This window comes from Pedobacter frigoris, assembly GCF_032678645.1.
GTDB lineage: Bacteria > Bacteroidota > Bacteroidia > Sphingobacteriales > Sphingobacteriaceae > Pedobacter > Pedobacter frigoris_A.
On the sequence record NZ_JAVTSP010000006.1, the window covers coordinates 91,670 to 112,344 of the forward strand.

Annotated in this window: 15 protein-coding genes and 1 tRNA gene; 4 read left to right on the plus strand and 12 right to left on the minus strand. The window is 41.6% G+C overall.

Going from position 1 to position 20,675, the window contains the following annotated elements; translation table 11 throughout:
- The first annotated feature begins 4 nt into the window (after window positions 1–4).
- On the plus strand, window positions 5–2,416 hold the full coding sequence (locus R2Q78_RS17870) for an outer membrane beta-barrel family protein (protein WP_316793914.1): 2,412 nt from the start codon (window positions 5–7) through the stop codon (window positions 2,414–2,416).
- 12 nt (window positions 2,417–2,428) lie between these two features.
- Here R2Q78_RS17870 and R2Q78_RS17875 read toward each other — a convergent pair whose 3' ends face one another.
- The 6 genes from R2Q78_RS17875 to R2Q78_RS17900 form a co-directional block, all read right to left on the minus strand.
- Entirely contained in the window at window positions 2,429–3,997 is a 1,569-nt protein-coding gene (locus R2Q78_RS17875) for a right-handed parallel beta-helix repeat-containing protein (protein WP_316793915.1), read from the minus strand.
- 78 nt (window positions 3,998–4,075) lie between these two features.
- The gene (locus R2Q78_RS17880) at window positions 4,076–5,377 is read right to left on the minus strand and encodes an IPT/TIG domain-containing protein (protein ID WP_316793916.1); all 1,302 of its coding nucleotides are present in this window, start codon (window positions 5,375–5,377) and stop codon (window positions 4,076–4,078) included.
- A gap of 34 nt (window positions 5,378–5,411) precedes the next feature.
- The gene (locus R2Q78_RS17885; RefSeq protein ID WP_316793917.1) at window positions 5,412–7,280 is read right to left on the minus strand and encodes a RagB/SusD family nutrient uptake outer membrane protein; all 1,869 of its coding nucleotides are present in this window, start codon (window positions 7,278–7,280) and stop codon (window positions 5,412–5,414) included.
- A gap of 22 nt (window positions 7,281–7,302) precedes the next feature.
- A complete protein-coding gene (locus tag R2Q78_RS17890; protein ID WP_316793918.1) occupies window positions 7,303–10,725 on the minus strand; it encodes a TonB-dependent receptor in 3,423 nt (1,140 codons plus the stop codon).
- Window positions 10,726–10,899: 174 nt separating this feature from the next.
- Window positions 10,900–12,096, minus strand: coding sequence for a FecR family protein (locus R2Q78_RS17895; RefSeq protein WP_316793919.1), 1,197 nt, complete (start codon window positions 12,094–12,096; stop codon window positions 10,900–10,902).
- Window positions 12,097–12,157: 61 nt separating this feature from the next.
- Window positions 12,158–12,745 (minus strand): RNA polymerase sigma-70 factor, encoded by a 588-nt coding sequence (locus R2Q78_RS17900; RefSeq protein WP_316793920.1) that lies wholly within the window; start codon window positions 12,743–12,745, stop codon window positions 12,158–12,160.
- A gap of 159 nt (window positions 12,746–12,904) precedes the next feature.
- Here R2Q78_RS17900 and R2Q78_RS17905 point away from each other — a divergent pair, with 159 nt between their 5' ends.
- Both R2Q78_RS17905 and R2Q78_RS17910 read left to right on the plus strand, forming a co-directional pair.
- Window positions 12,905–13,309 (plus strand): EVE domain-containing protein, encoded by a 405-nt coding sequence (locus R2Q78_RS17905; protein WP_316793921.1) that lies wholly within the window; start codon window positions 12,905–12,907, stop codon window positions 13,307–13,309.
- Window positions 13,310–13,813, plus strand: coding sequence for a hypothetical protein (locus R2Q78_RS17910; protein ID WP_316793922.1), 504 nt, complete (start codon window positions 13,310–13,312; stop codon window positions 13,811–13,813).
- Here R2Q78_RS17910 and R2Q78_RS17915 read toward each other — a convergent pair.
- From R2Q78_RS17915 to R2Q78_RS17930, 4 genes are all read right to left on the minus strand, one after another.
- Entirely contained in the window at window positions 13,810–14,331 is a 522-nt protein-coding gene (locus R2Q78_RS17915) for an acyl-CoA thioesterase (RefSeq protein ID WP_316793923.1), read from the minus strand. The genes R2Q78_RS17910 and R2Q78_RS17915 overlap by 4 nt on opposite strands.
- Before the next feature lie 42 nt (window positions 14,332–14,373).
- Window positions 14,374–15,708, minus strand: coding sequence for a phosphatase PAP2 family protein (locus R2Q78_RS17920; protein WP_316793924.1), 1,335 nt, complete (start codon window positions 15,706–15,708; stop codon window positions 14,374–14,376).
- Window positions 15,709–15,786: 78 nt separating this feature from the next.
- The gene (locus R2Q78_RS17925) at window positions 15,787–17,061 is read right to left on the minus strand and encodes a type IX secretion system plug protein domain-containing protein (protein WP_316793925.1); all 1,275 of its coding nucleotides are present in this window, start codon (window positions 17,059–17,061) and stop codon (window positions 15,787–15,789) included.
- Window positions 17,058–18,977 carry an ABC-F family ATP-binding cassette domain-containing protein gene (locus tag R2Q78_RS17930; protein ID WP_316793926.1) on the minus strand — a complete coding sequence of 640 codons (1,920 nt, stop codon included), beginning with the start codon at window positions 18,975–18,977 and terminating at the stop codon, window positions 17,058–17,060. Before R2Q78_RS17930 ends, R2Q78_RS17925 begins: the two co-directional genes overlap by 4 nt.
- Window positions 18,978–19,066: 89 nt before the next feature.
- Between R2Q78_RS17930 and R2Q78_RS17935 the strand changes: the two genes are divergently transcribed.
- Entirely contained in the window at window positions 19,067–20,104 is a 1,038-nt protein-coding gene (locus tag R2Q78_RS17935; protein WP_316793927.1) for a quinone-dependent dihydroorotate dehydrogenase, read from the plus strand.
- A gap of 293 nt (window positions 20,105–20,397) precedes the next feature.
- Here the strand turns inward: R2Q78_RS17935 and R2Q78_RS17940 are convergent, their stop codons facing one another.
- Both R2Q78_RS17940 and R2Q78_RS17945 read right to left on the minus strand, forming a co-directional pair.
- Complete coding sequence (locus tag R2Q78_RS17940; protein ID WP_136837555.1) at window positions 20,398–20,574, minus strand: spore protein; 177 nt, start codon at window positions 20,572–20,574, stop codon at window positions 20,398–20,400.
- 26 nt (window positions 20,575–20,600) lie between these two features.
- Window positions 20,601–20,674, minus strand: a tRNA-Cys gene (locus tag R2Q78_RS17945).
- Window position 20,675 lies beyond the last annotated feature (1 nt).

The following is a 20,675-nucleotide window of genomic DNA, read 5'->3' on the forward strand; positions in this document are numbered from 1 at the left end:
CATTTTGAAATTCTTATCGTTCCTTATTCTATCCTTCTTTATTCCCATAGGTTTATTTGCCCAACTCATACTTACCGGAACAGTACACAAAGAAAATCAGGTTCCTCTTGCAGGAGCCGGACTACTATTGCGCGGTGATGGGCGCAATGTGTCGGTAGCAGCAGATCAAAATGGTGCTTTTACCGTTTCCCAGCTTAAAAAAGGGAAATATAGCCTTACGGTTTCTTATGCCGGCTATCAAAGTGAAACGACTGATCTCATCCTTTCAAAAGATACTACGTTGCTAATTACGCTGAAAACAAGCAGTACCCAATTAAATGAAGTGATCATCAGCGCTGATCCGACTACTGTAGTAAATAATGGCGAGAAATTAGTGTACAATGTTTCAAATAGTATTACGGCGACGGGTGCTGATGGGCTACAGGCTGTTGGACAGGTGCCGGGGATAAAGGTGTCAGATAATGAAATTACCAGTGCGGGCAGGGGGCAGTTGAAGGTCATGGTGAATGGCAGACTCTTACAGCTTACAGGTATCGACCTGACCAGATATTTGAAATCCATGTCAGCCAGCCAGATTTCAAAAATTGAGCTGATAAAGAATCCATCTGCAAGTTTTGAAGCTGATGGAAATGCCGGGATTATAAATATCATTACCAAACAAAATAAGACCAGGGGATATTCCGGAACGGTTCAGTTTAATGCGAAGAGATGGATTCATGATAAAGCTACCATTTATGGTACAAGTAATTTCTTTGCCTTAAATGGCAATACCAGTCTCAATTACAGTTCAGAAAAGCTGTCGGTTTATGGTAATCTTAATTTCGATGAAGACCATCACCTTGAAGGGTTTCGTACAGACATTTATTATCCTGGTCAAATCTGGAAACAAAGCGATACAGGTGATTATAAGTATCATAATATTAATCTTATTGCCGGAGCAGATTACCTCATTAGTCCTAAAGCCACCATCGGAATCACCTATCTGGGAGGAAGAAATGTCTACGACGGATCGGATCACGTAAACAACCCAGTTTACAATTATAACGGCGGTTTGGATTCTACGTTAAAAGCCTATGCAACCTACTACCCGGTAGCTTTAAGTAACTCAATTAACATGCATTCCGTTATCAGTTTTGATACAACCGGAAAAAAACTGCTGCTCAATGCCGATTATTATAACTACTACAGGACGGACGTTTCTGATTTTGAGAGTAATGTGTATAGGTCAGATGGCGTAATAAACCCGTCGAGCAGAAAACGTTATTATGATACGAATAAGCAGAATATCAATATTTATACATTTAAAGCAGATATGGAAATACCTACGGCGATAGGTTCTCTTGCTTTTGGTGGTAAACTCAGCTTTATTGACAATTACAGTAACGCATTTTATTATGATAAAGCTAATGACGGTGGTCTTGCCTATAATACAAACCTGAGCAATGAGTTTGATTATAAAGAAAATACACAGTCGTTGTATGGATCATTGAGCCGGTCTTATGGCAAATGGAAATACCAGGCCGGACTTAGAGCAGAGTTCACACAAACAAGTGGGTATTCGTTCAGTAACCGTCAAAATACAGATGTTAATTATTTAAAGCTTTTCCCGTCACTAGTGGTTACTTATCAGCCTGGTGATGACAATAGTTTTTCCATTACTTATGGAAAACGTATAAACAGACCGTCATTTTGGAATCTGAATCCTTATAAATCTATATATACTGAATACAGTTACGGACAGGGCAATCCTTATCTGCAGCCCGAATACAATAATAACCTGGAGTTTTCACATATTTTTAAAGGCAACCTGAACTCATCCCTGTTTTTGAATATTACCAGCAATGGCTTTAATTATGTGACGATTGCTTCCGCCGATACAAATCTTGTGTATACGACACCGATAAATTTTTTAAAAACTTTCAGGTACGGAATCTCTGAGAGCTATTCGTTAAAGACATTTAAATTGTTGGACAACAACAATCAGGTTACCTTTTATTACACGAATGCACAGACAGAAAATAACAGTTTCAAGGGTATAAAAGGTTATGGTTTATATATGTCTTCCAGTAATACCCTGTACTTCAATACAAATAAAACATTCGGTGTTGCTGCCAACTTCTGGTATCAGTTTCCGGAAATTGACCACATCAGCAGGACAGATGCGTATTATAAATTAGATCTGGGTATAACGGCTAGTGCTTTTAAAAAGGAGCTTAGCATTACATTTAATGTCAATGATGTATTTAGGAGCAGCGCCATGGCAAAAACAACCATCGTAAACGGAGTGAGGCAGAAATTTACAAACTTTCAGATCAACAGGTTTGCACAGCTGAGCCTTAATTATAGATTTGGTTCTAAAAAAGAAACGGCAAAAGGACATCAAACCGGAAACGAAGATGAAAGAGGCAGAAATTAACTGCCTCTTTTGTTATTGATATGCGCCCTTGCTAATCAGATTATTTACGATACGTGTTTGGCCATCCTTATCCGTTGTACCATTTACTATTGTGGAAATCACTTTACCTGTCTGCTTTGCAACGGATGTGGGTTTTAAATGCAGGTCATAAAGGCCGGGATTTACAAACATCGGGTCTGTTCCTGCTGTGGAGCCAGCATCTCCACCACAAGCCGTTTTCCATAAATTAAAATCGGTGTAAGCGACATTGTCCCAACGCCAGATGTTTAACCCTTCAGAATAGTATAGGTTATTCGCAATGGTATTATTTGTTCCTCCGGTGACTTGTTTATTGACGAAAACACCTCTTTCTGCTCTGGGATAAATGATGTTGTTATTGATCACATTATTATTGCAGTTTTCTGTTAGCCTGATTTCTCCTTCTACTTCGTTTGAATAGCCAAGATCCTTATTGTTGCGGAAAATGGTATTGTTCACAACATAGCAATTGTTGGTGCCACCTCCGGTATAGCCAATGTAACCACCAAGGTATATTCCGGCAAGTGAGGAGTTATATACCAGGTTATTCCTTACGGTGCATTCCTGTGTAGGGAAGTTATTGGTCTCGCTGACGATTCCAATACCACGACCACAGTCCTTTACCAGATTTCTTTCTACGATGATATTTCTGGCACCGTCGACATAAATGCCTATTGCCCCATTGTGATCTTTAAAAGCTGGTATCGGTCCGGTTCTCCCGTCCAGGTTAAACACTTCATTATCGGCAATGACACCATTGCGTACAAAATTTAAAGCAGGATCTGCATTAGCTGCATAGCCACCGGCAGCGACAATGCCAATATTTTCACCATTGTAAACCTTGTTTTTCCTCACCTCAAAACCATCTACGTAACCGTTAATTGTTAAGTTCTCACTGTAGCCGGTATTGCAGTCAAATATCTCATTTTCTTCTACCAGAATTTTGGTCATCACGACTGCTGTATTCCCAATAACATGGATGCCATGTCCGCTTCTGCCTTGTTCAGCAGAGGCATTGTTTTCAATGTTATATACACGGTTTTTTCGCAATGTGATATTGGTAGAACCTCCTTTGACTACGATTCCATCTACATTTACCTGTCCGGCAGTTGTTTTAAAATTGCAGACATCAAGACCTTCAACCACTACAAAGCTTACTCCGTTCAGCGTAACGAGGGCCTCACTTCCGGATACAGAAAGTCCTTCTCCACTGATGATAGCTTTTTCTCCCTGGTAGGGCTTTAAAGTAATCAGTTTATCCTTTCTTCCTGATTTAGGAAACGTTACTTTCTCTTTGTAAGTGCCAGCCCTGACATACACTGTAAATCCTGGAATAACCATTTCCAGTGCTTTTTGAATTGTATTTACCGGAGATCCAATCATTCCGCTGTTAGCATCGGATCCATCAATTGCGACGTAAATATCTTTAGCTGCAGCTGACTGTCCGCTATCCACATCTGCCAAATTGTTCTTTTTGCTGCAGGCATGCAGAATACTAAAAGAGAACAAGAAAATTCCGGATAGGAAGATACGTTTAAAGTAGCCTAATTTTGATATACTCATATTTGGCAGTATTAAAGCAGCAGACCAGGGAGACATTCACCCAATCTGCTGCTGTATTTGTGTGTATGAACTAAATAACTATTCGGATACTATTTTTCGGATGCTGTTATTGTTCCTGTCGAGCACGTAAACAGTTCCGTTTTTGTCGACAGCAACCCCTGCCGGAGCGTTAAATGCAGCCGCTTTTCCAATACCATTTACATTGCCGGAATTAGCAGACCCTGCAAAAGTGCTCACTTCGTAACTCGTACCATCTATATAGCGGACACTTTGATCAGCATTTCCATAACCACCACCGGCTGCTCCATTTCCAGCTATATATAAATTATTGGAGGCATCGATAGACATGCCCCAGGGCAATGAGAATTTAGCGGTAGATGCCGGACCGTCCAGATAGCCCTGAGCACCCGAACCTGCAATAGTACCACCTGTCCAGCTGCCTGCAAGAAACTTTTTAACTACCTGGTCGCCATGTACGGTTACAAACATATTGCCGGCGTTGTCGAAGGCTATTGCGGAAGGATAGTTGAGCCCGGTAACAGACTGGGTGGTTATCCCTTCAGGTGTAACCTGGTAAACAGTAGCAGGAGAGGTGCAGGCGAAATAGAATATGTTGCCTGTCTTTCTGTCGAATGCGAGATTCCATGGCTCTGCATTGGCCCAGGCATATATCGAAGCCGTTCCATCCGGTGTTATTTTCCTGATGTCCCAGTTGCCAGGATCAGCAGTATACAAGTTACCGAGATGATCTATCGTAAGGCCATAAGGTATACTGAATTTAGCTGCCGTTCCCTTGCCATCGGCATAACCTCCGCTACTTGGGTTGCCGGCAAAAGTAGTTACATTTCCATCCTTGTCAATTTTCCGGATGCAATGGTTGCCGACATCAGTAACGTATACATTCAGGTTATCGTCAACGGCAATCCCACTGCAACGGTACCAGGACTCCCCACTAAAATTAAAACTGGCGTCGGTACCCTGTCCATTTGCAAACCCTGCCACGCCAGAGCCAGCCAGCGTCGTTACAGTCCTCATGAACTCGTAGAAAAAGGTAGTCTTACTGGTTACGCTTTTGTCGCCAATCGTTATGGTAATGGTGCCAGATCCGGCCCTCTTAGGTACTACAGCCATCAGTTGATTGCCTTTTACACCAATTATTTTTAGAGGCTTTCCATTAAGGGTAACCTTAATCTGGGAAGTATCTGTAGTGAAATTACTTCCGTTGATCAGGATTTCAGTACCACCACTACCTTTTTCAGGAATGAACTGGTCAATGGTAATGGGAGAGGAAGCATCATGTTTAAATCCTTCTTCATTCTTTTTGCAACCTGCAACAAACACCAGGACGATGAACATGCAGGCATGTATATATCTTTTCATAATCTTATACGTATTAATAAATAGTGGATTTTATTTACCAGCCAGGATTTTGTACCAATGAGGTATTCTTATCTCTATCACTTTGTGCGATGGGAAACAGGTACATTTTATCAGCCCAGACTCTATTTTGCAGCAGTGTACGCTTGTTAAAATCGGCAAAAGCAAATCCCTGGCTGCCATCATTGGTGATGGTGTTCATGCGGTAAATGGTCTGTATTTTAGGATCATTCATCATCAGCCTACGGATCAATGTAAAATAACGATCGCCTTCAAATGCCAGCTCTACCTGTCTTTCGTGAAGAATGCGTTTTCTCATTTCAGCCTGATCTCCTATGGCAGAAGGATAAACAGTTTGTAAATCCGGAACTCCTGCGCGTTGTCTAACGAGGTTTACATACTTAAGAATATCCGGATGGTTGGGTTCAATTTCATTTAAGGCTTCAGCATAATTTAAGTACATTTCAGCCAGACGAAGATGAATGAAAGGGCGGTAAACCACGGCACTTGTTCTGATATTTGAATTCGGACTTACATTCTTAAGTACATCATAACCCGTAATGTCACTATTGTTGTTTACACCAACTCCGGATTTTCCTGAATAGTAGAACTCAGCTCTTCCTGTTCCGTCTTTATTCGCATCAGAAGAAAAGTAATTCCGATCGTCCTGTGTTGGCGCCGGTAAAACAGGCTTGCCATTGTACTGGATACTTACGTAAAAGCGGGCTTCACGATTGGCGTACATATTGGCATTTCCTTTAACATAGCCCCTGTTTACACCATCTTTCGATTTACCCCAGTTTGCCGGATCATCGGTTTGTACAAATCCGGATTCGACATATTGTGCCTGTGGGTCATCTATGGTTCTGCCATTGCGCATGTAAAATGCATCCACTACATTTTGTGTCGCATTCTGCATGTCATATCCTGCTGGTTTTGGAGCACAACGAACCTCATGTCCCCATTGCCATGAACCCGCCATGTTGGTAGAAAACAGGATTTCAGTGTTCCAGTTGGTCAGGAATAAATTACGGAACGACAGGTAAGGGTCAAACTGGCTGTCACCCTCATCCAGATTCGTAAATAGTCTATATCCTGGCAAATCTATCACAGCTTTGGCTGCATTGGCAGCAGCCCTCCACTTATTTACATCATATTGTAACGGAGCCAGCGCTTTTCCATCATTATTTTTAAAGCCTGCAAATTTTGGATTTCCATTCCATAAGGGACTGGCGGCCCATAAAGCCAACTGGGATTTTACGGCCAGGCAGGAAGCCTTGTTTGCTCTGCCGTAATTAGATGATGAAGCCCAGCTTGGCGGTAAATCAGTTGCCGCCGCATCCAGTAGCTCATTGATGTGATCCACACATTCGTCAAAAGATGCACGAGGGTATTTGTTGTAATCTTCATTGAGGCTTAGCTGCGATATAACCTTAACAAATGGACCGTATTGTCGGAGCAGCTTCCAGTAAAACCAGCCCCTTAAAAAGAGGGCTTCGGCCTTATATTGTTTTTTAAGATCCGGACCGATTATAGCATCAGACATCTTGTCTATGTTTTGCTCAAATACTATACTTTGTCTAATGCCCGCATAGTTTTGTGCCCAATAATACCAATGGTCGCTTTGTGCATTCCAGTTGCCTGAGGCCATTTGTCTCACGGCCACCCCCTGAATACTACATGAAGTTTCATCGCTTCCGCCCAGCATCGTATAGTCATCAGCAGGGATACTCACGCGTGCATATACCTGATTCAGGTAGCCCTCTGCATTTGCCCTGGTGTCCCAAAGCATGTCGGAGGTCAACAGGTTATCAGGTGCTACATCCAAATATTTACAACCTGGTACAGACATTAGTAAGCACAATGCCATGCCGCCTGCAAGAATATTTTTAAATATGTTATTCATCTTAGTCATTATTAAATGGTAATTAAAACTGAGCCCTCATTCCAAAAGTCATCATCCTGGTTATGGGATATTTTGCACCATTGGATCCCAGTTCAGGATCCCATAATTTGAATTTGCTGAAGGTCAGCAGGTTTTGTCCTGATGCATAGAAATACAGTACAGGAATGCGTGCTTTTTTCAACTTGTCCGAGCTAAGTGTATAACCAAGAGAAGCCTGTTTTAAGCGCACATACGAACCGTCTTTAAGCCAGTGTGTACTGTTCAGGTAATTGTTATCTGCCAGGCCTGCCACTGATAGGCGGGGATAATAGGCATCCTGACGAGGATTTTCTATTGTCCACCTGTCCAGTACCTGTGCCATGGTATTGTTCTGGTATTGTCCAAGGCCAGAGAACGGTACTACACCAACTCCGTCTACACCCGCACCATTCCCGCGAATGAGTGAGCCATTTGCCATAATACCGACATCAGCAACTCCCTGAAAGAAAAGTGATAAGTCGAATTTTTTAAAGGCTACGGAAAATCCTGCACCATATAACCACGAAGGAAAAGGGGATTTTCCCAACCTTCTCGCATCATAGGCGTCAATTACGTTGTCGCCATTCTGATCCAGATAGCGGATGTCGCCAGGCCTGACTACGCCAAATTTTTGCTCCGGACGAGAATCGATGTCATTCTGATCTGTATAATAACCGTCGGCTATATAGCCAAAAAACTCATTAGAGGCAAAGCCAGCCTGATTTTGATAGGCGTACTTTCTTACCGGCTCATCTGCAAAAATGATTTTATTTTTGCTGTAGGTCACATTTCCAAATACCCTCAGGCCTACTTTACCAATCTGATCATTGTATTCAATGCTGGCATCCATACCCCGGTTATTCATCTCACCAAGATTGGCAAACACTAAAGTTGAGCCCAGTCCGACGATGGAAGAAATAGACTCACGCAAGATCAGAATGTTCTTACGTCTTTCATCAAATGCATCAAAAATAAGGTTCAATTTGTTGAACAGGCCTATTTCCAGACCTATGCCGCCTTTGAATGATTTTTCCCAGGTCAGGTTTTCTATGCCCAGCAAGTTTTCGGTTAAGCCGGGGTACCAGGTTCCATTTAAACCAAATCCGGTACTTGAACCATTTCCTATCTGTGTCAGATAAGGGAATCTATAATTTTGACCAATATTATCGTTACCGACAACGCCGTAAGAGCCTCTCAGTTTTAATAAACTGAATGTATTTGTCAGTGGCTTAAAGAATTGTTCATTGGAAATTACCCAACCCGCTGAAATAGAAGGGAAAAATCCAAATTTACTTCCTTTTTGAAAATTCTCAGAACCCGTATAACCGGCATTCACTTCCAGGAGGTATTTGTCCATATAACCGTAGGTAATCCTTCCTGCCAGACTCTGATTACGGAATGGTATGGCATTGATCACGTCACCAGCAGTGCTTTTTAGCCTGTTTCGCATGTTGTATAAAAACATACCACCTACACGATGGTTGCTGAAAGTACGGTCATAATTGACATTTCCTTCCAGATACATGATCCTTTCACCATCTGAGCCCTGCTGATAACCTAAAAACTGCTGGCCAATCCTGGTTTGTGTAAACAGCAATTGTCCATTACCATCACGGCCTATTGCTTGCCAGTTATCGTTAAGGCCAGTTCTTCTGTTGTTGAAATCGCCATAACTGTCAAAAGAGAACCTCGCATAAGAAGATAGTCCGGGTGTCAATGCATCCAGCCTTTGGGTCACCGTAAAAACAGATTGTACGGCAGGTCTGAATTCATCAGAATAGCCATTGTTTTGTACCGCATTTAAAGGGTTGCTTCCTCCGCTGGGGATTGGTCCTGCCCATTTACCATCCGGATATTTTGTTGGAAAAGCAACAGGTGTTGTTGCATAGGCCTGGTACCATAGACTACCTGCTCCGATGCCGGGATAACGTGCATTTACGAGCATGGCACCAATGTTCAGTTGTAAAAGTGTACTTCTGGTTACATTGACATCAATATTACTTCTAAAATCATAGCGTTTAAAGTTAAGATTGGGATTGTAACCATTTAACTTCTCCACTTTGTAAGGTCCCGTTTGGTTGTAAAAAGAGCTTGAAATATAATAACGTACGGTTTCTGTACCGCCGTTGATATTTAAGTTCGCATTGGTTATGGTCGACTGGTCTTTATAAATCTCGTCGATCCAGTTTACATTCGGATACATGTAAGGATCCAGACCGCTGGCTGTTTTTTGTATCTGTTCATCAGAAAAATTAGGCAGCAGTCCCATATTGGTTCTGGCCTCATTTAACAATTGCATATATTGAATGCCGTTCAGCATTTCAGGCTTTTCTGTAAAACCTGTTAATCCGGTTTCTGCCTTTAGAGAGACTTTAGGTTTTCCTGCCGTTCCTCTTTTTGTGGTAATGATGAGTACCCCATTAGCGCCTTTTGCACCATACATTGCAGTTGATGAAGCATCTTTAAGTAGGGAAATGCTGGAAACATCCTCAGGGTCTATATTGTTGAAAGATCCGCCGAATGCACTATTTACATCATCGCGCTGTACACCGTCGACAATGATCAGGGGAGAAGTATTTCCGGTAAAAGTTCCCAATCCGCGAATGGTGAACTGAGAGTTATCGTATCCCGGTTCGCCGCTCGATTGCATAGAAATGATACCCGCCACTTTTCCTGCCAGTGCGTTGGAAAGACTGGCTACAGGCGTTCTCATATCTGCCATATTTACAGAGCTGATAGATCCTGTTACCGTGATTTTCTTTTGGGTTCCATAGCCGACTACGAGCACTTCGGATAGTTCATCTACAGCCTCCTGAAGTGTGACATTCAAAGTAGTTTGTCCGTTTACCGGGATCTCCTGTGTGATAAAACCGGTATAAGAAAAGACCAAAACGGCATTTGTAGAGGTAGCTGCGATGCTGAAGTCGCCATTACTATTTGTTGTAGCACCTCCAGTTTCTCCTTTTATTCTTATGGTTACACCAGGTATTCCCTTTCCCTGAGCATCAACTACGCGACCGCGTATGTCTGCTGCACGCTCTGCTACTCTTACCTTCAGCGGAACATCCGATTTCTCCCTCAGCACAACAGTACGGTCTTCGATGGTATAAGACAGAGGCTGCCCTATAAATATCTTGTTCAGTACATCATCCAGTAGCGCCTGGTTTACATTGATATCTACCGTTTTTGCATTTTGTAACAGCTCATCAGTATAGATAAAATCGTAATTACTTTGTTTTCGTATTTCTTTAAAAATACTTTTCAGGGTCGCCTTCTTTTTGGAAAGGGTAATCCTTTGTGCGAAACCCGCTGCACTGACCTGCATTATGGTTGCTATTAATATTACGGTGGTTAATCGCATAATCAGCAGTAGTTTATCGACATACCTTTTGGGCACGCCAAGTTCATTAGCATAATTTTTATACATTTGTTAGTCTGGTTATTTGCAGGTAATCCTGGTCCTCAAGGATCAGTGGTCGCCCGCGAGTTAAAGTTGATTGAATCGCAAGTTTTGTTGACTGAGTAATCATGGCATTGGCCAGTTGTGTTGCAAGCACTTCTGGCTTTTTGTTTTTCAGGATTACATCAGATAAATAAGTACTTATCTCGTAACTATAATCCTCCTTTCTTCAATTCTAAAGTGCACCTTATTGGTTAATTCTAATTTGCTCAAGACCTTCGAGACATTGCTGAAACGGCTCACAGTACCTCCGAACCGGTCGTTCGGGATTTTGCCTTCATAAATAACATCTACATCGTACCACCTCGAAATCCTCCGCATTACTGATTCTATATCTTCACTGTCGAAAATAAAATACCCGTTTTTCCAGGCCAGTACTTCATCAATATTTGCTTCCGTAACTGTCAGGCCTCCAGTTCCAATTGTTGCCTGATTCCCGGGAGTTAGGATTTTGGTAAATCCAGATCCTCTAACAGCGACAGATCCTTCTACAAGCGTGGTTTTGCTGACAGGCTCGTCTGCATAGCTGTTGATGTTAAAATGCGTTCCCAGAACTTCGATTTCAGCCCTGTCGGTTACAACAATAAAGGGCATCCTCGTTTTCGCTGTTTTTCCCTTGACCGTTACTTTCGAAACCATAAAATAGGCTTCTCCTTTCAGCTTTACCCTTCTCTCTTTAGCATGAGCAAAAGAGGTTGGGAAGGTCAGCTCGGAAGCAGCATTCAGCAATACGCTTGTGCCGTCTGGTAAAATCACCTCATACTGCCCACCTTTTGGTGTTTCCACAGTATTGGGTTTTGAATCAGTTGGTTTGCCTGATTTTACTGAATAGACAATTTTTCCATCGGCCAGCTTGGTGATGACCACATCTGATTGGGTTGCCAGTTCGCCATTTTTAGCATCGGTAAGGATCACTTTCTTTCCATTAGCCAGGGTAAGTATGGCGCGGTTTCCTCCAGGTGCAATATCATTCGCTAAAGTCGGAGATATAGATGGTCTGGAAAAGTAATAAAATGATCCTACACTTAAAGTGATCAGTATAATTGCTGCAGCAGCGATTTTTTTCCAGTAAGAATTTCTTCTCGGTAATGAAACCGTTTTGCTGCTTCTTTCTGCAATAGTATCTTGTATCTTTTTATACCATGCCGTAGTTTCATGGACAGGCATTTCTGATCCCCGGTTACTATTTGCCAGGGTGGAGGCTTCTTCAGTGAGTACGAATTCCCATTCGTCCTGATGAATCCCGGTTTCAATGATTCCGAGTACTTTCTCAAGTTCATCTTTACTGCATTGATTATTTAAATATTTTATAATCAGTTTTATGATTTCGTTGTCCAATTTTCCCTCCTTTTGTAACTAATACAAATGGGAGCGACAATACATCTATCCTGAAATAAAATTATTTTACTACTGTGGCTAATAGTATCAGAACGGCCGTTCGAAAGGCAATAAAGCTCCTGATACTTTTAAATGCTTTAACCATCTGGTTGTTGACAGTGCTTTCCGAAATGCCGAGTTCTGCTGCGGCTTGTTTGTAGGTCAATCCCTGTATCCGGCAACGGATAAATACTTCTTTCCTTTGTTCAGGGAGCCGGTTAATGGCCTCGATAAATATGGCGCTGCTTTCTGTATAGTCGATGAGGAGTTCAGTTGAGTTTTCCTCATGTACCACATTTTGTTTAATCTCTTCAAGTATGCTGACTTCGTGTTGTGCCCTTTTTAGAAGATTAAGGAGATGTCTCCTGGCAATCGTGTATAAATAAGGTTTAAAGGGTTGTTCGCAATCTATCTTGTGTCTGCTTTCCCAAACCTTAATAAAGGTATCATGTACAACATCCTCGGTAAGTGCAGCAGATTTGGCTGTTCTTTGTACAAAATATTTCAACTGTTTAACATGTAAATAATACAGATCACTCAACGCATTTGCATCACCCTCAATAAGAAGACCCAGCAATTGTTTTTCACTGTAGTTATTGTAAATGTTCATCTTGTTTGGTTGACCGTTCCTTTGGATCTATTTGGCAGCACCAATATACAATTATATACTTTCTAATTCTCCCTGATTTCTTAGATTTGATGCAGTTATAAAGAAAGGGCTGCGAAGATTGAACTTAAACCCGACCTTAAAAATTAATATAGAAAGAACATGAACCATTGGTTAGTAAAATCAGAACCTTTTAAATACAGCTGGGAAAAATTCAATAAAGATGGCAGAACATTCTGGGATGGGGTACGCAATTATCAGGCACGTAATAACCTGAAAGAAATGAAAGAAGGTGACCTGGTTCTTTTTTACCATAGCAATGAAGGAAAGAACGTAGTAGGGATCGCTAAAGTTGTAAAAGAGTTTTATCAGGACCCAACTACAGATGATGCGAACTGGGTTGTCGTAGATATTGCTCCTGTAGAATCTCTGAAAAATCCGGTCAGTCTGGAGCAAATCAAGGCAGAAGAGAGCTTAAAGGATATTTCTCTTGTCAGACAAGGGCGTTTATCTGTGATGCCTTTAAAAGCTGAAGAATTCGATAAAATTCTGGAAATGGGGAGCTAAATGAAAAGGATAGTATTAGCGCTCATCATTGTTTTTACCGGTGTTGCGGTAAAAGCTCAGGACAAGGATTACGAAGTAAAAGTAGTATCTGCTCACATGCAAACTGTAAAGGGTATCCTTCAGAAAGTAAGTAAAGATGGATTGGCAATTCAGGATTACAAAGGGAATTACCTGATCTTTAAAGCGAACGATATTGTTAGGGTAAAAGTGAAAAAGAGAGGCCTGACAACATTAAAAGGTGCTGGTACGGGGGCATTGACAGGAGTAGTGATAGGCGCCGCACTCGTATCTCTTGAACCCGAAGACGAGGCCTCGACTGAAACTTTTAAAATTGCTGCAATCATAACCGCATGCACTACAGCAAGTGGTGCTTTAATTGGTTTTATATCTGAGGTTGTCAATACAAAACACAATTTCTATATCAATCAGGATCCGGAAAAATTTGAAAAGAAATATTTGCTTCTTGAAAAGTACATCAAGACAATAAAAGTGGAGCACTTTTAATCCTTGAAAAATAAAGCCTTGAGCTCAATCGCATCATTAGGCTCCATTTTTCCACCTAATATCAAACGCAACTGCCTTCTGCGTAATGCACCTTCATACAACTCAACTTCGTCAGCAGTCTCCGCTTTCAATTCCGGAACAGGAATTGTCCTGCCGCTTTGGTCAACCGCTACGAAAGTATAATAAGCCTCATTGGATTTTACCCTGCTACCTGAAGGAATATTTTCTGCCCACACGTCCAGTCTTACTTCAACAGAAGTGTTGAAGGCACGCGTTACTTTAGCTTCAATGGTAATTACATCCCCGAGTTTTATAGGCTGCTTAAAAGATACGTTGTCTACAGAAGCTGTAACGACGATCCTGTTGCAGTGTTTCTGCGCTGATATTGCCGCAGCAATATCCATCCAGTGCAGCAGCCTGCCTCCCATTAAGTTGTTCAAAGTGTTGGTATCGTTTGGTAATACCAATTCATTCATAATGGTAAAGGACTCTTTAGGGCTTTTTACTTTTATACTCATCTTGCTGCAAAAGTAAGTAAAATCGAACAGAAAAGCACAGGCCTACCAGATGAACGCGGTTAAGCCTAAGCCAAACGTAATGTGGTTGAGTTTAAGTTTAAAATAATTATCAGGCATGGCTTCGTAGGTGAAATGACCATCGTTGTCAATATCCTGAAGTTTACTGATCTTAAAGTTATGAGAAGATAGAAAATACGTAGAGTAGGCTTTAATAGCTGTATTCCTGCCAATCCTTTTTTGGATTCCACCACCGACAGAAAAACTTGGAGTCGGCTGTGGCTTGTACTTGATATAGGGCAATTCCGATACGCGAAACTCGGCTTCATGTTGTTCATCTAAAAGTAAAACCACATTTCCGGTACTCCCTGTAGAGACACCTCCGGTTATTTTTCCGGTCACGAACCAATTATGGGACAAGGGTAAACTAAAATAAGGCCCCCCGTGCAGGTATCTTACTCCGAAAGCCTGTGTGTAATTTCCTGTACTGATCTCCGAAAGTTCAGGATCAAGCACAATATTGTCTGAATTTACAGGGAAGCCACTAAATGCAAATTCGCCGCCGATGCCAAAATTCTTATTCATAAACCAGGCTCCCTCAAGTCCGAGGTTAAAACCCCTGGTGGTAAACAATCCTTTTGCTTCTGAAGCCGGATGTTTACTGGTGGTCATGGCATATCCCAGGTGGATTTCCATGAAACTTGGGTTATTTCCTATTGGAATCGGATTGTTTCTTAAAGGAGCATTGATTTCATGACCTCTGAAAATCTGCTCCGCCAGCAAGTATCCCAGTTCGGTTGAGATGATGCCGACCCCGGCGCCGGCAAGTACGTCTGTTACCCAGTGCCTGTTGTTTAATCCACGCCCAAGTGCAGTTGCTGTAGCCATACCGTAACCGGCTACACTATAAAGCTCATGTCTGTACTGACCATACTCCTTATGCAGTACTGTCGCATTCATGAACGCAGAGGCAGTATGTCCAGAAGGGAAAGAGTTTTTTGATGATGCATCAGGCCGCTGTACTTTGGAAGTATATTTTATTCCATTTACCATAGCTCCCATAATGCCCAGCGAAAAAGCATAAGAAACAAATGTACGGGCAGGGCTGTGCCTGCCTTTTATGCCAAATGAATTCAAGGCAATTACAGTAGCTGCGGGTGCGTACTGCAGGTAATCGTCATAATGGTAACGGAAGGTTGGTATATACCGGTTCCTTACTTCTCTAATGTCCTCCCGTTTTGACCATACAAGTGCCGTCGAGCCAAAAAGAATAGCAGGGACGGTAGACTTTTTGACAAGATCGCTTTTCCAGAAACTCTTTACAGGTAGTGGCTGAATGGAATCTGCGATCTGAGCATACAGGCCGGGGCTGATTAGCACCAGAAGTAAGATTAAAAAGTGATGAACTATTTTTTTTGTATTTCCGGTTGAGCGCATCAATATGAGAACTTTAAAAGATTATCGCTTTAATGTATTCATCTGACCATATCCGATCAGTTCCTCCCATCTGGAACCAGGTTTTTTGTAATAAGCAAAAACCTGATAAGTATTGGCCGTTTCAAAGAAAGACCCTTCGAAAATTGTTTGATCAATTTTTCCCGTTTCCTTATTCAGCCATACATATTTATAGTCGTATAGACCCTGTTTCAGTTTTATATTGCCATAGAAGCGCTTTCTGGAAGAATCAAAAGTGAGTTTGCTCGATGGGTTTAAAGTATAGTTGTTAAATCGGCCCGTTATATAAACATCACCGCTGGCGGTAGGGGGAACGGCATTAAGCGTAAACGCGATATTTGCATAGTCACTTTCTGTACGGTCGTCACGCCCTTCCTGATTTCGGATATAAAAACTACCATTCTCATCTACCAGGTTGCTGTATTTTGCTTTACTCGTATTCACATCCTGGAAAAGGATCACGTTTGTAGCGGTATCCTGTTTCAAGATATCCTGTATATTCTCTCCCTTATAGCGTAAGCTGCGGATATCGAACTTCCTGAATTCATTTCCGGCGGGAAAATCATTACTGTTCAGCTCATTGTAAACCAATGAAGTTGGGCGGATGAAGGTAGGCTTTGTATTCGTTATTGCAGTCTGTGGGTTGCCGTTTTGCATCACTACCGCTTTCAGGTCATTGTAAGGATTCTGAATGTTAATTTTATGATTGACCGTAAAGTTGATCTTCTGATTGCTGAACCTGGATGTTACCTGGTTACTTGCGACCACTTCAATACCGATATTGACCATGTTTTCTACAACATAAAAACGCTGTGAGATCACCGGCTTTTGCTGATTGCCATCCTCATAAACCTTTAGCAGGTAATTGCCCGAGATCTTCGGCCTGATCTGATTATTTGGTATTGTAAGTCCGTAATGGGTGTATTTCTGAATGGTTCCGAATGAATACTTGTAATCTGTGATCCTGTCTTCCGGCATGCTTTCGAGATAATCCAGCTGAGATAGACGGGAAGATTTCCAATCGGAAGTACAATGTTCGATCGTATACCAGTAAACTTTGCTTCCCGCATTGAGGTCATCAAAAGAAAATATAAGCTGTTCAGCTGATTTTAATGTGATGACAGGAATGGACTGTTCTTTTTGTGAATTGTAGCATTGGACTGTTTTTATCTGAGGCTGATACACCACGTTGTCATACACAAATTGCTGCTGTGTTTGGGCAGCAGCAATTTGTGTGCTTAAAAACAATAAAAAGAATAGCCCTTTTATTTTTGTCATTTACCTTCTAATTCCATAATATCTGATGCCAGATCCTCCCAAGTATTCTGAGCAGCATCAAGTTCGTGTTTGGCTGTCAGGTACTTTTTATTGGCATCTGCCAATTTACCGGCATCTGAATATACGGATTCATCCGCAATTTCTGCTTCTATGGTTTTAACATTTGTTTCCAATGCAGTAATATCAGCTTCAATCTTCTTTAGCTGATCATTTAACTTTTTGAGTTGCTGCTGGGTATTAGGTGCAGCTTTCTCTTTTTCTTCAACCTTTGGTTTTACTTCTTTGTCTGGCCTTACAGGAATGCTGGATGGCTTTGCAGGCGGTCTTTTGCTGTTCCACTCTTCGTATTCAGCATAGGTTCCGGGATATTCCTTGATGTTTTGGTCTTCAATGAACCAGATCTTATTGGCTACATTATCCAGGAAATACCTGTCGTGAGACACGGAAATGAAAGTTCCCTCATATTGCTGCAACGCCTGGATCAGAATGTTCACCGACTGGATGTCCAGGTGATTCGTAGGCTCATCGAGAATCAGGAAGTTTGAGTCTGTAGTCAGGGATTTTGCCAGTGCAACCCGCGATTTTTCACCCCCTGAGAGTACGCGGATCTTTTTAAATACATCATCTCCCGTAAAGAGGAAGCAGCCCAATATACCACGTATTTCTGTGTCTGTATGTTTAGGTGCAAAAGCCTGTAATTCTTCCAGGATGGTATTGTCCAGGTGCAGAGATTCCAGCTGGTGCTGAGCAAAGAATGTCGTAGTTACATTATGTCCGGTCTCACATTTGCCCTGGAAACCCTCAGTGCCGGCAATGATTCTTAACAAAGTAGATTTACCCTTACCATTGGCACCGATCAGGGCGATTTTATCACCTTTTTCAATTACACCTTCAGCATTGTGAAGTATGTCTATATTCGGATAGCTTTTTGAAGCCCCTTCAATTCTTATTACATGACGACCGGATGGCTTAGAAAATTTAAACTGGAAATTTACAGTAGGGTTGTCATCATCCACATCTTCCACACGCTCCATTTTATCCAGCGCTTTCATTCTGGACTGAGCCATTTTGGCTTTTGATGCTTTGGCTTTAAAACGTTCGATAAGACGTTCTTCCTGCTTGATCTTGGCCTGCTGATTTTTAAATTCGCCTTTCTGTATTTCTCCGCGCAGCGCTTTCTCTTCCAGGTAAAAAGAATAATTACCTGCATAAGAAGTCAGCTTTCCTTTGCGCGATTCTACAGTTTTATTTACTACTTTATCCAGGAAATACCTATCATGGGAAACGATCACAATAGCACCTTCAAAGCCTACAAGATAAGATTCCAGCCATTTGATGGAAGGTAAATCCATGTGGTTGGTAGGCTCATCCAGTAAAAGGATATCAGGTGTTTGCAGTAGGATCTTGGCCAGCATTACACGCATACGCCATCCCCCTGAAAAAGTGTTCAGTGGTCTTAACTGGTCTTCTGTGCTGAACCCAAGACCTGCAAGAATCTCGTTAGCTCTATATTCAATATTATAGCCATCTAAAGCTTCAAATTCCTGTTGCTTGTCGCTCAGCTTATTTAAAACCTCTTCAGAATAATCAGTTTCAATTTTCTTTAATAAGTCCTCAATCTCATCATGTAACTGGTTTTGGCGCTCAAAAGCCTCCATTGCCACATGTAAAATACTATGGTGAGAATCATAAGATAATAAATCCTGGTTCAGGTAACCAATTTTTAAGTCCTTAGACATAGAAATAGTTCCTGACGAAGGGGCGTATTCCCCAACAATTATTTTTAATAAAGTGGATTTTCCGGTTCCGTTGGCACCAATCAGTCCAACCCTGTCACCTGGTTTTATATGCCAGTTTGCTTCATCATACAGCGCTCTGGCACCTATTAAGAAAGTTAAGTCGTTTATTGAAATCATTTGGCTGCAAAAATACAACTTTAAGGGCTATTTTTATTATTAACCATTTGAGCATCTTGAAATTATTTTGTTATATATATATTTGCATCATGTACCGTCTAATTAAGCCTATATTCTTCAAATTCGACCCGGAAAAAGTGCACTATTTCGTAGTGAAAAGGTTGAAATGGTTTCATGATCACTTTCCATTGGGACAAACTCTCCTTCGCGGAAGTTTTGATATAAATATCAAGGGATTAGAACGGGAGGTATTTGGGGTTAAATTTAAGAATCCTGTAGGTCTGGCTGCCGGATTTGATAAGAATGGAGAGTACATAGAGGCCTTGAGTGATCTTGGGTTTGGCTTCATAGAGGTTGGGACGGTTACACCATTACCCCAGCCGGGAAATGATAAACCCAGAATGTTCCGCCTGGAAGAAGATAGTGCCATCATCAACAGGATGGGTTTTAACAATAAAGGTGTGGACACGCTTGCGGAAAGATTACGTTTGCTAAAATCTAAAAACTCAGATATTGTAATCGGTGGAAATATAGGTAAGAACAAGAATACTCCAAATGAAGATGCGGTGAGTGACTACATCAAATGTTTTGACAGACTTTTTGATGTAGTAGATTATTTTGTGGTCAATGTAAGTTCTCCGAATACACCGGGTTTAAGGGCGTTGCAGGAAAAAGAACCTCTGATGGAACTTTTAAATACTTTGCAGCAGCGCAATTCTAAAAACAGCATTTCAAGGCCGATTCTTTTAAAAATTGCACCCGATCTAACCGATGAACAATTGGATGATATTGTTGAAATTGTACTTGAAACGGGTATTGCAGGTGTTATCGCTACAAATACCACTATTGATAGGAGCAGCCTTTCTGCTACGGAAGTTGTAAAAAACGAGGCAGGTGGTCTAAGTGGTAAGCCACTGACTGTACGTTCTACCGAAGTGATCCGTTACCTCTCAGAGAAATCAGGCAAAGCGTTCCCTATTATAGGAGTTGGGGGTATTCATTCTCCTCAGGATGCAATCGATAAAATGGAAGCCGGTGCTTCACTGGTTCAGTTGTATACGGGCTTCATCTACGAGGGGCCTGGCATTATTAAGAGGATCTGCAAAGAGCTGGTAAAAACAGCTTAGTTTTAATTTTCTGATTATTAAAGAGCTCGCCATCAGGTGTGGTCTGCTTCTGAACGCATTTGTGTTGACAGCACATTGCTTGTAGCATGAATGTGCCATGAGTGCACCTTTTTCCAGGTGAAACGTGCACTCATCGTGCACTCATAGTGCAGTCATGGTGCACTCAGTATAAAGAAGCTCCGAAATGATTTAGAGCCAGGAGTGAATCTGGGACGGTTCGATACAGGCAAATTTAAGGCATAAAAAAACACCTCTGTGATCAGAGGTGTTTAATTTTTTTAAAAGATTTTAACTTATGCTTTTGCAGTAAGTTGAGCTAAAATTGCATTGTTTTTAGCCAATTGATCTTTAGTAGACTGTCTTGAACGGCTACCTAGTTCAATGTTAGTAGCAAGTTTCAAGTTTTTCACATCTAACTTTGCGAAAGTTTTATTTCTTCTGTCTTTTCTTTTTAATCTGGTAACTGCCATGTCTATTTCTTTAATTTATAAAAATCTGGAGGTCGAGAGCGGATTCGAACCGCTGTAGGAGGTTTTGCAGACCTCTGCCTAGCCACTCGGCCACTCGACCC

What these genes read in the sequence shown, in the direction of transcription:
- R2Q78_RS17875 (WP_316793915.1), bottom strand. Translation starts at nt 3,997, where the DNA reads ATGAGTATATCAAAATTAGGCTACTTTAAACGTATCTTCCTATCCGGA.
- R2Q78_RS17880 (WP_316793916.1), bottom strand. Translation starts at nt 5,377, where the DNA reads ATGAAAAGATATATACATGCCTGCATGTTCATCGTCCTGGTGTTTGTT.
- R2Q78_RS17885 (WP_316793917.1), bottom strand. Translation starts at nt 7,280, where the DNA reads ATGAATAACATATTTAAAAATATTCTTGCAGGCGGCATGGCATTGTGC.
- R2Q78_RS17890 (WP_316793918.1), bottom strand. Translation starts at nt 10,725, where the DNA reads ATGTATAAAAATTATGCTAATGAACTTGGCGTGCCCAAAAGGTATGTC.
- R2Q78_RS17900 (WP_316793920.1), bottom strand. Translation starts at nt 12,745, where the DNA reads ATGAACATTTACAATAACTACAGTGAAAAACAATTGCTGGGTCTTCTT.
- R2Q78_RS17905 (WP_316793921.1), top strand. Translation starts at nt 12,905, where the DNA reads ATGAACCATTGGTTAGTAAAATCAGAACCTTTTAAATACAGCTGGGAA.
- R2Q78_RS17910 (WP_316793922.1), top strand. Translation starts at nt 13,310, where the DNA reads ATGAAAAGGATAGTATTAGCGCTCATCATTGTTTTTACCGGTGTTGCG.
- R2Q78_RS17915 (WP_316793923.1), bottom strand. Translation starts at nt 14,331, where the DNA reads ATGAGTATAAAAGTAAAAAGCCCTAAAGAGTCCTTTACCATTATGAAT.
- R2Q78_RS17925 (WP_316793925.1), bottom strand. Translation starts at nt 17,061, where the DNA reads ATGACAAAAATAAAAGGGCTATTCTTTTTATTGTTTTTAAGCACACAA.
- R2Q78_RS17930 (WP_316793926.1), bottom strand. Translation starts at nt 18,977, where the DNA reads ATGATTTCAATAAACGACTTAACTTTCTTAATAGGTGCCAGAGCGCTG.
- R2Q78_RS17935 (WP_316793927.1), top strand. Translation starts at nt 19,067, where the DNA reads ATGTACCGTCTAATTAAGCCTATATTCTTCAAATTCGACCCGGAAAAA.
- R2Q78_RS17940 (WP_136837555.1), bottom strand. Translation starts at nt 20,574, where the DNA reads ATGGCAGTTACCAGATTAAAAAGAAAAGACAGAAGAAATAAAACTTTC.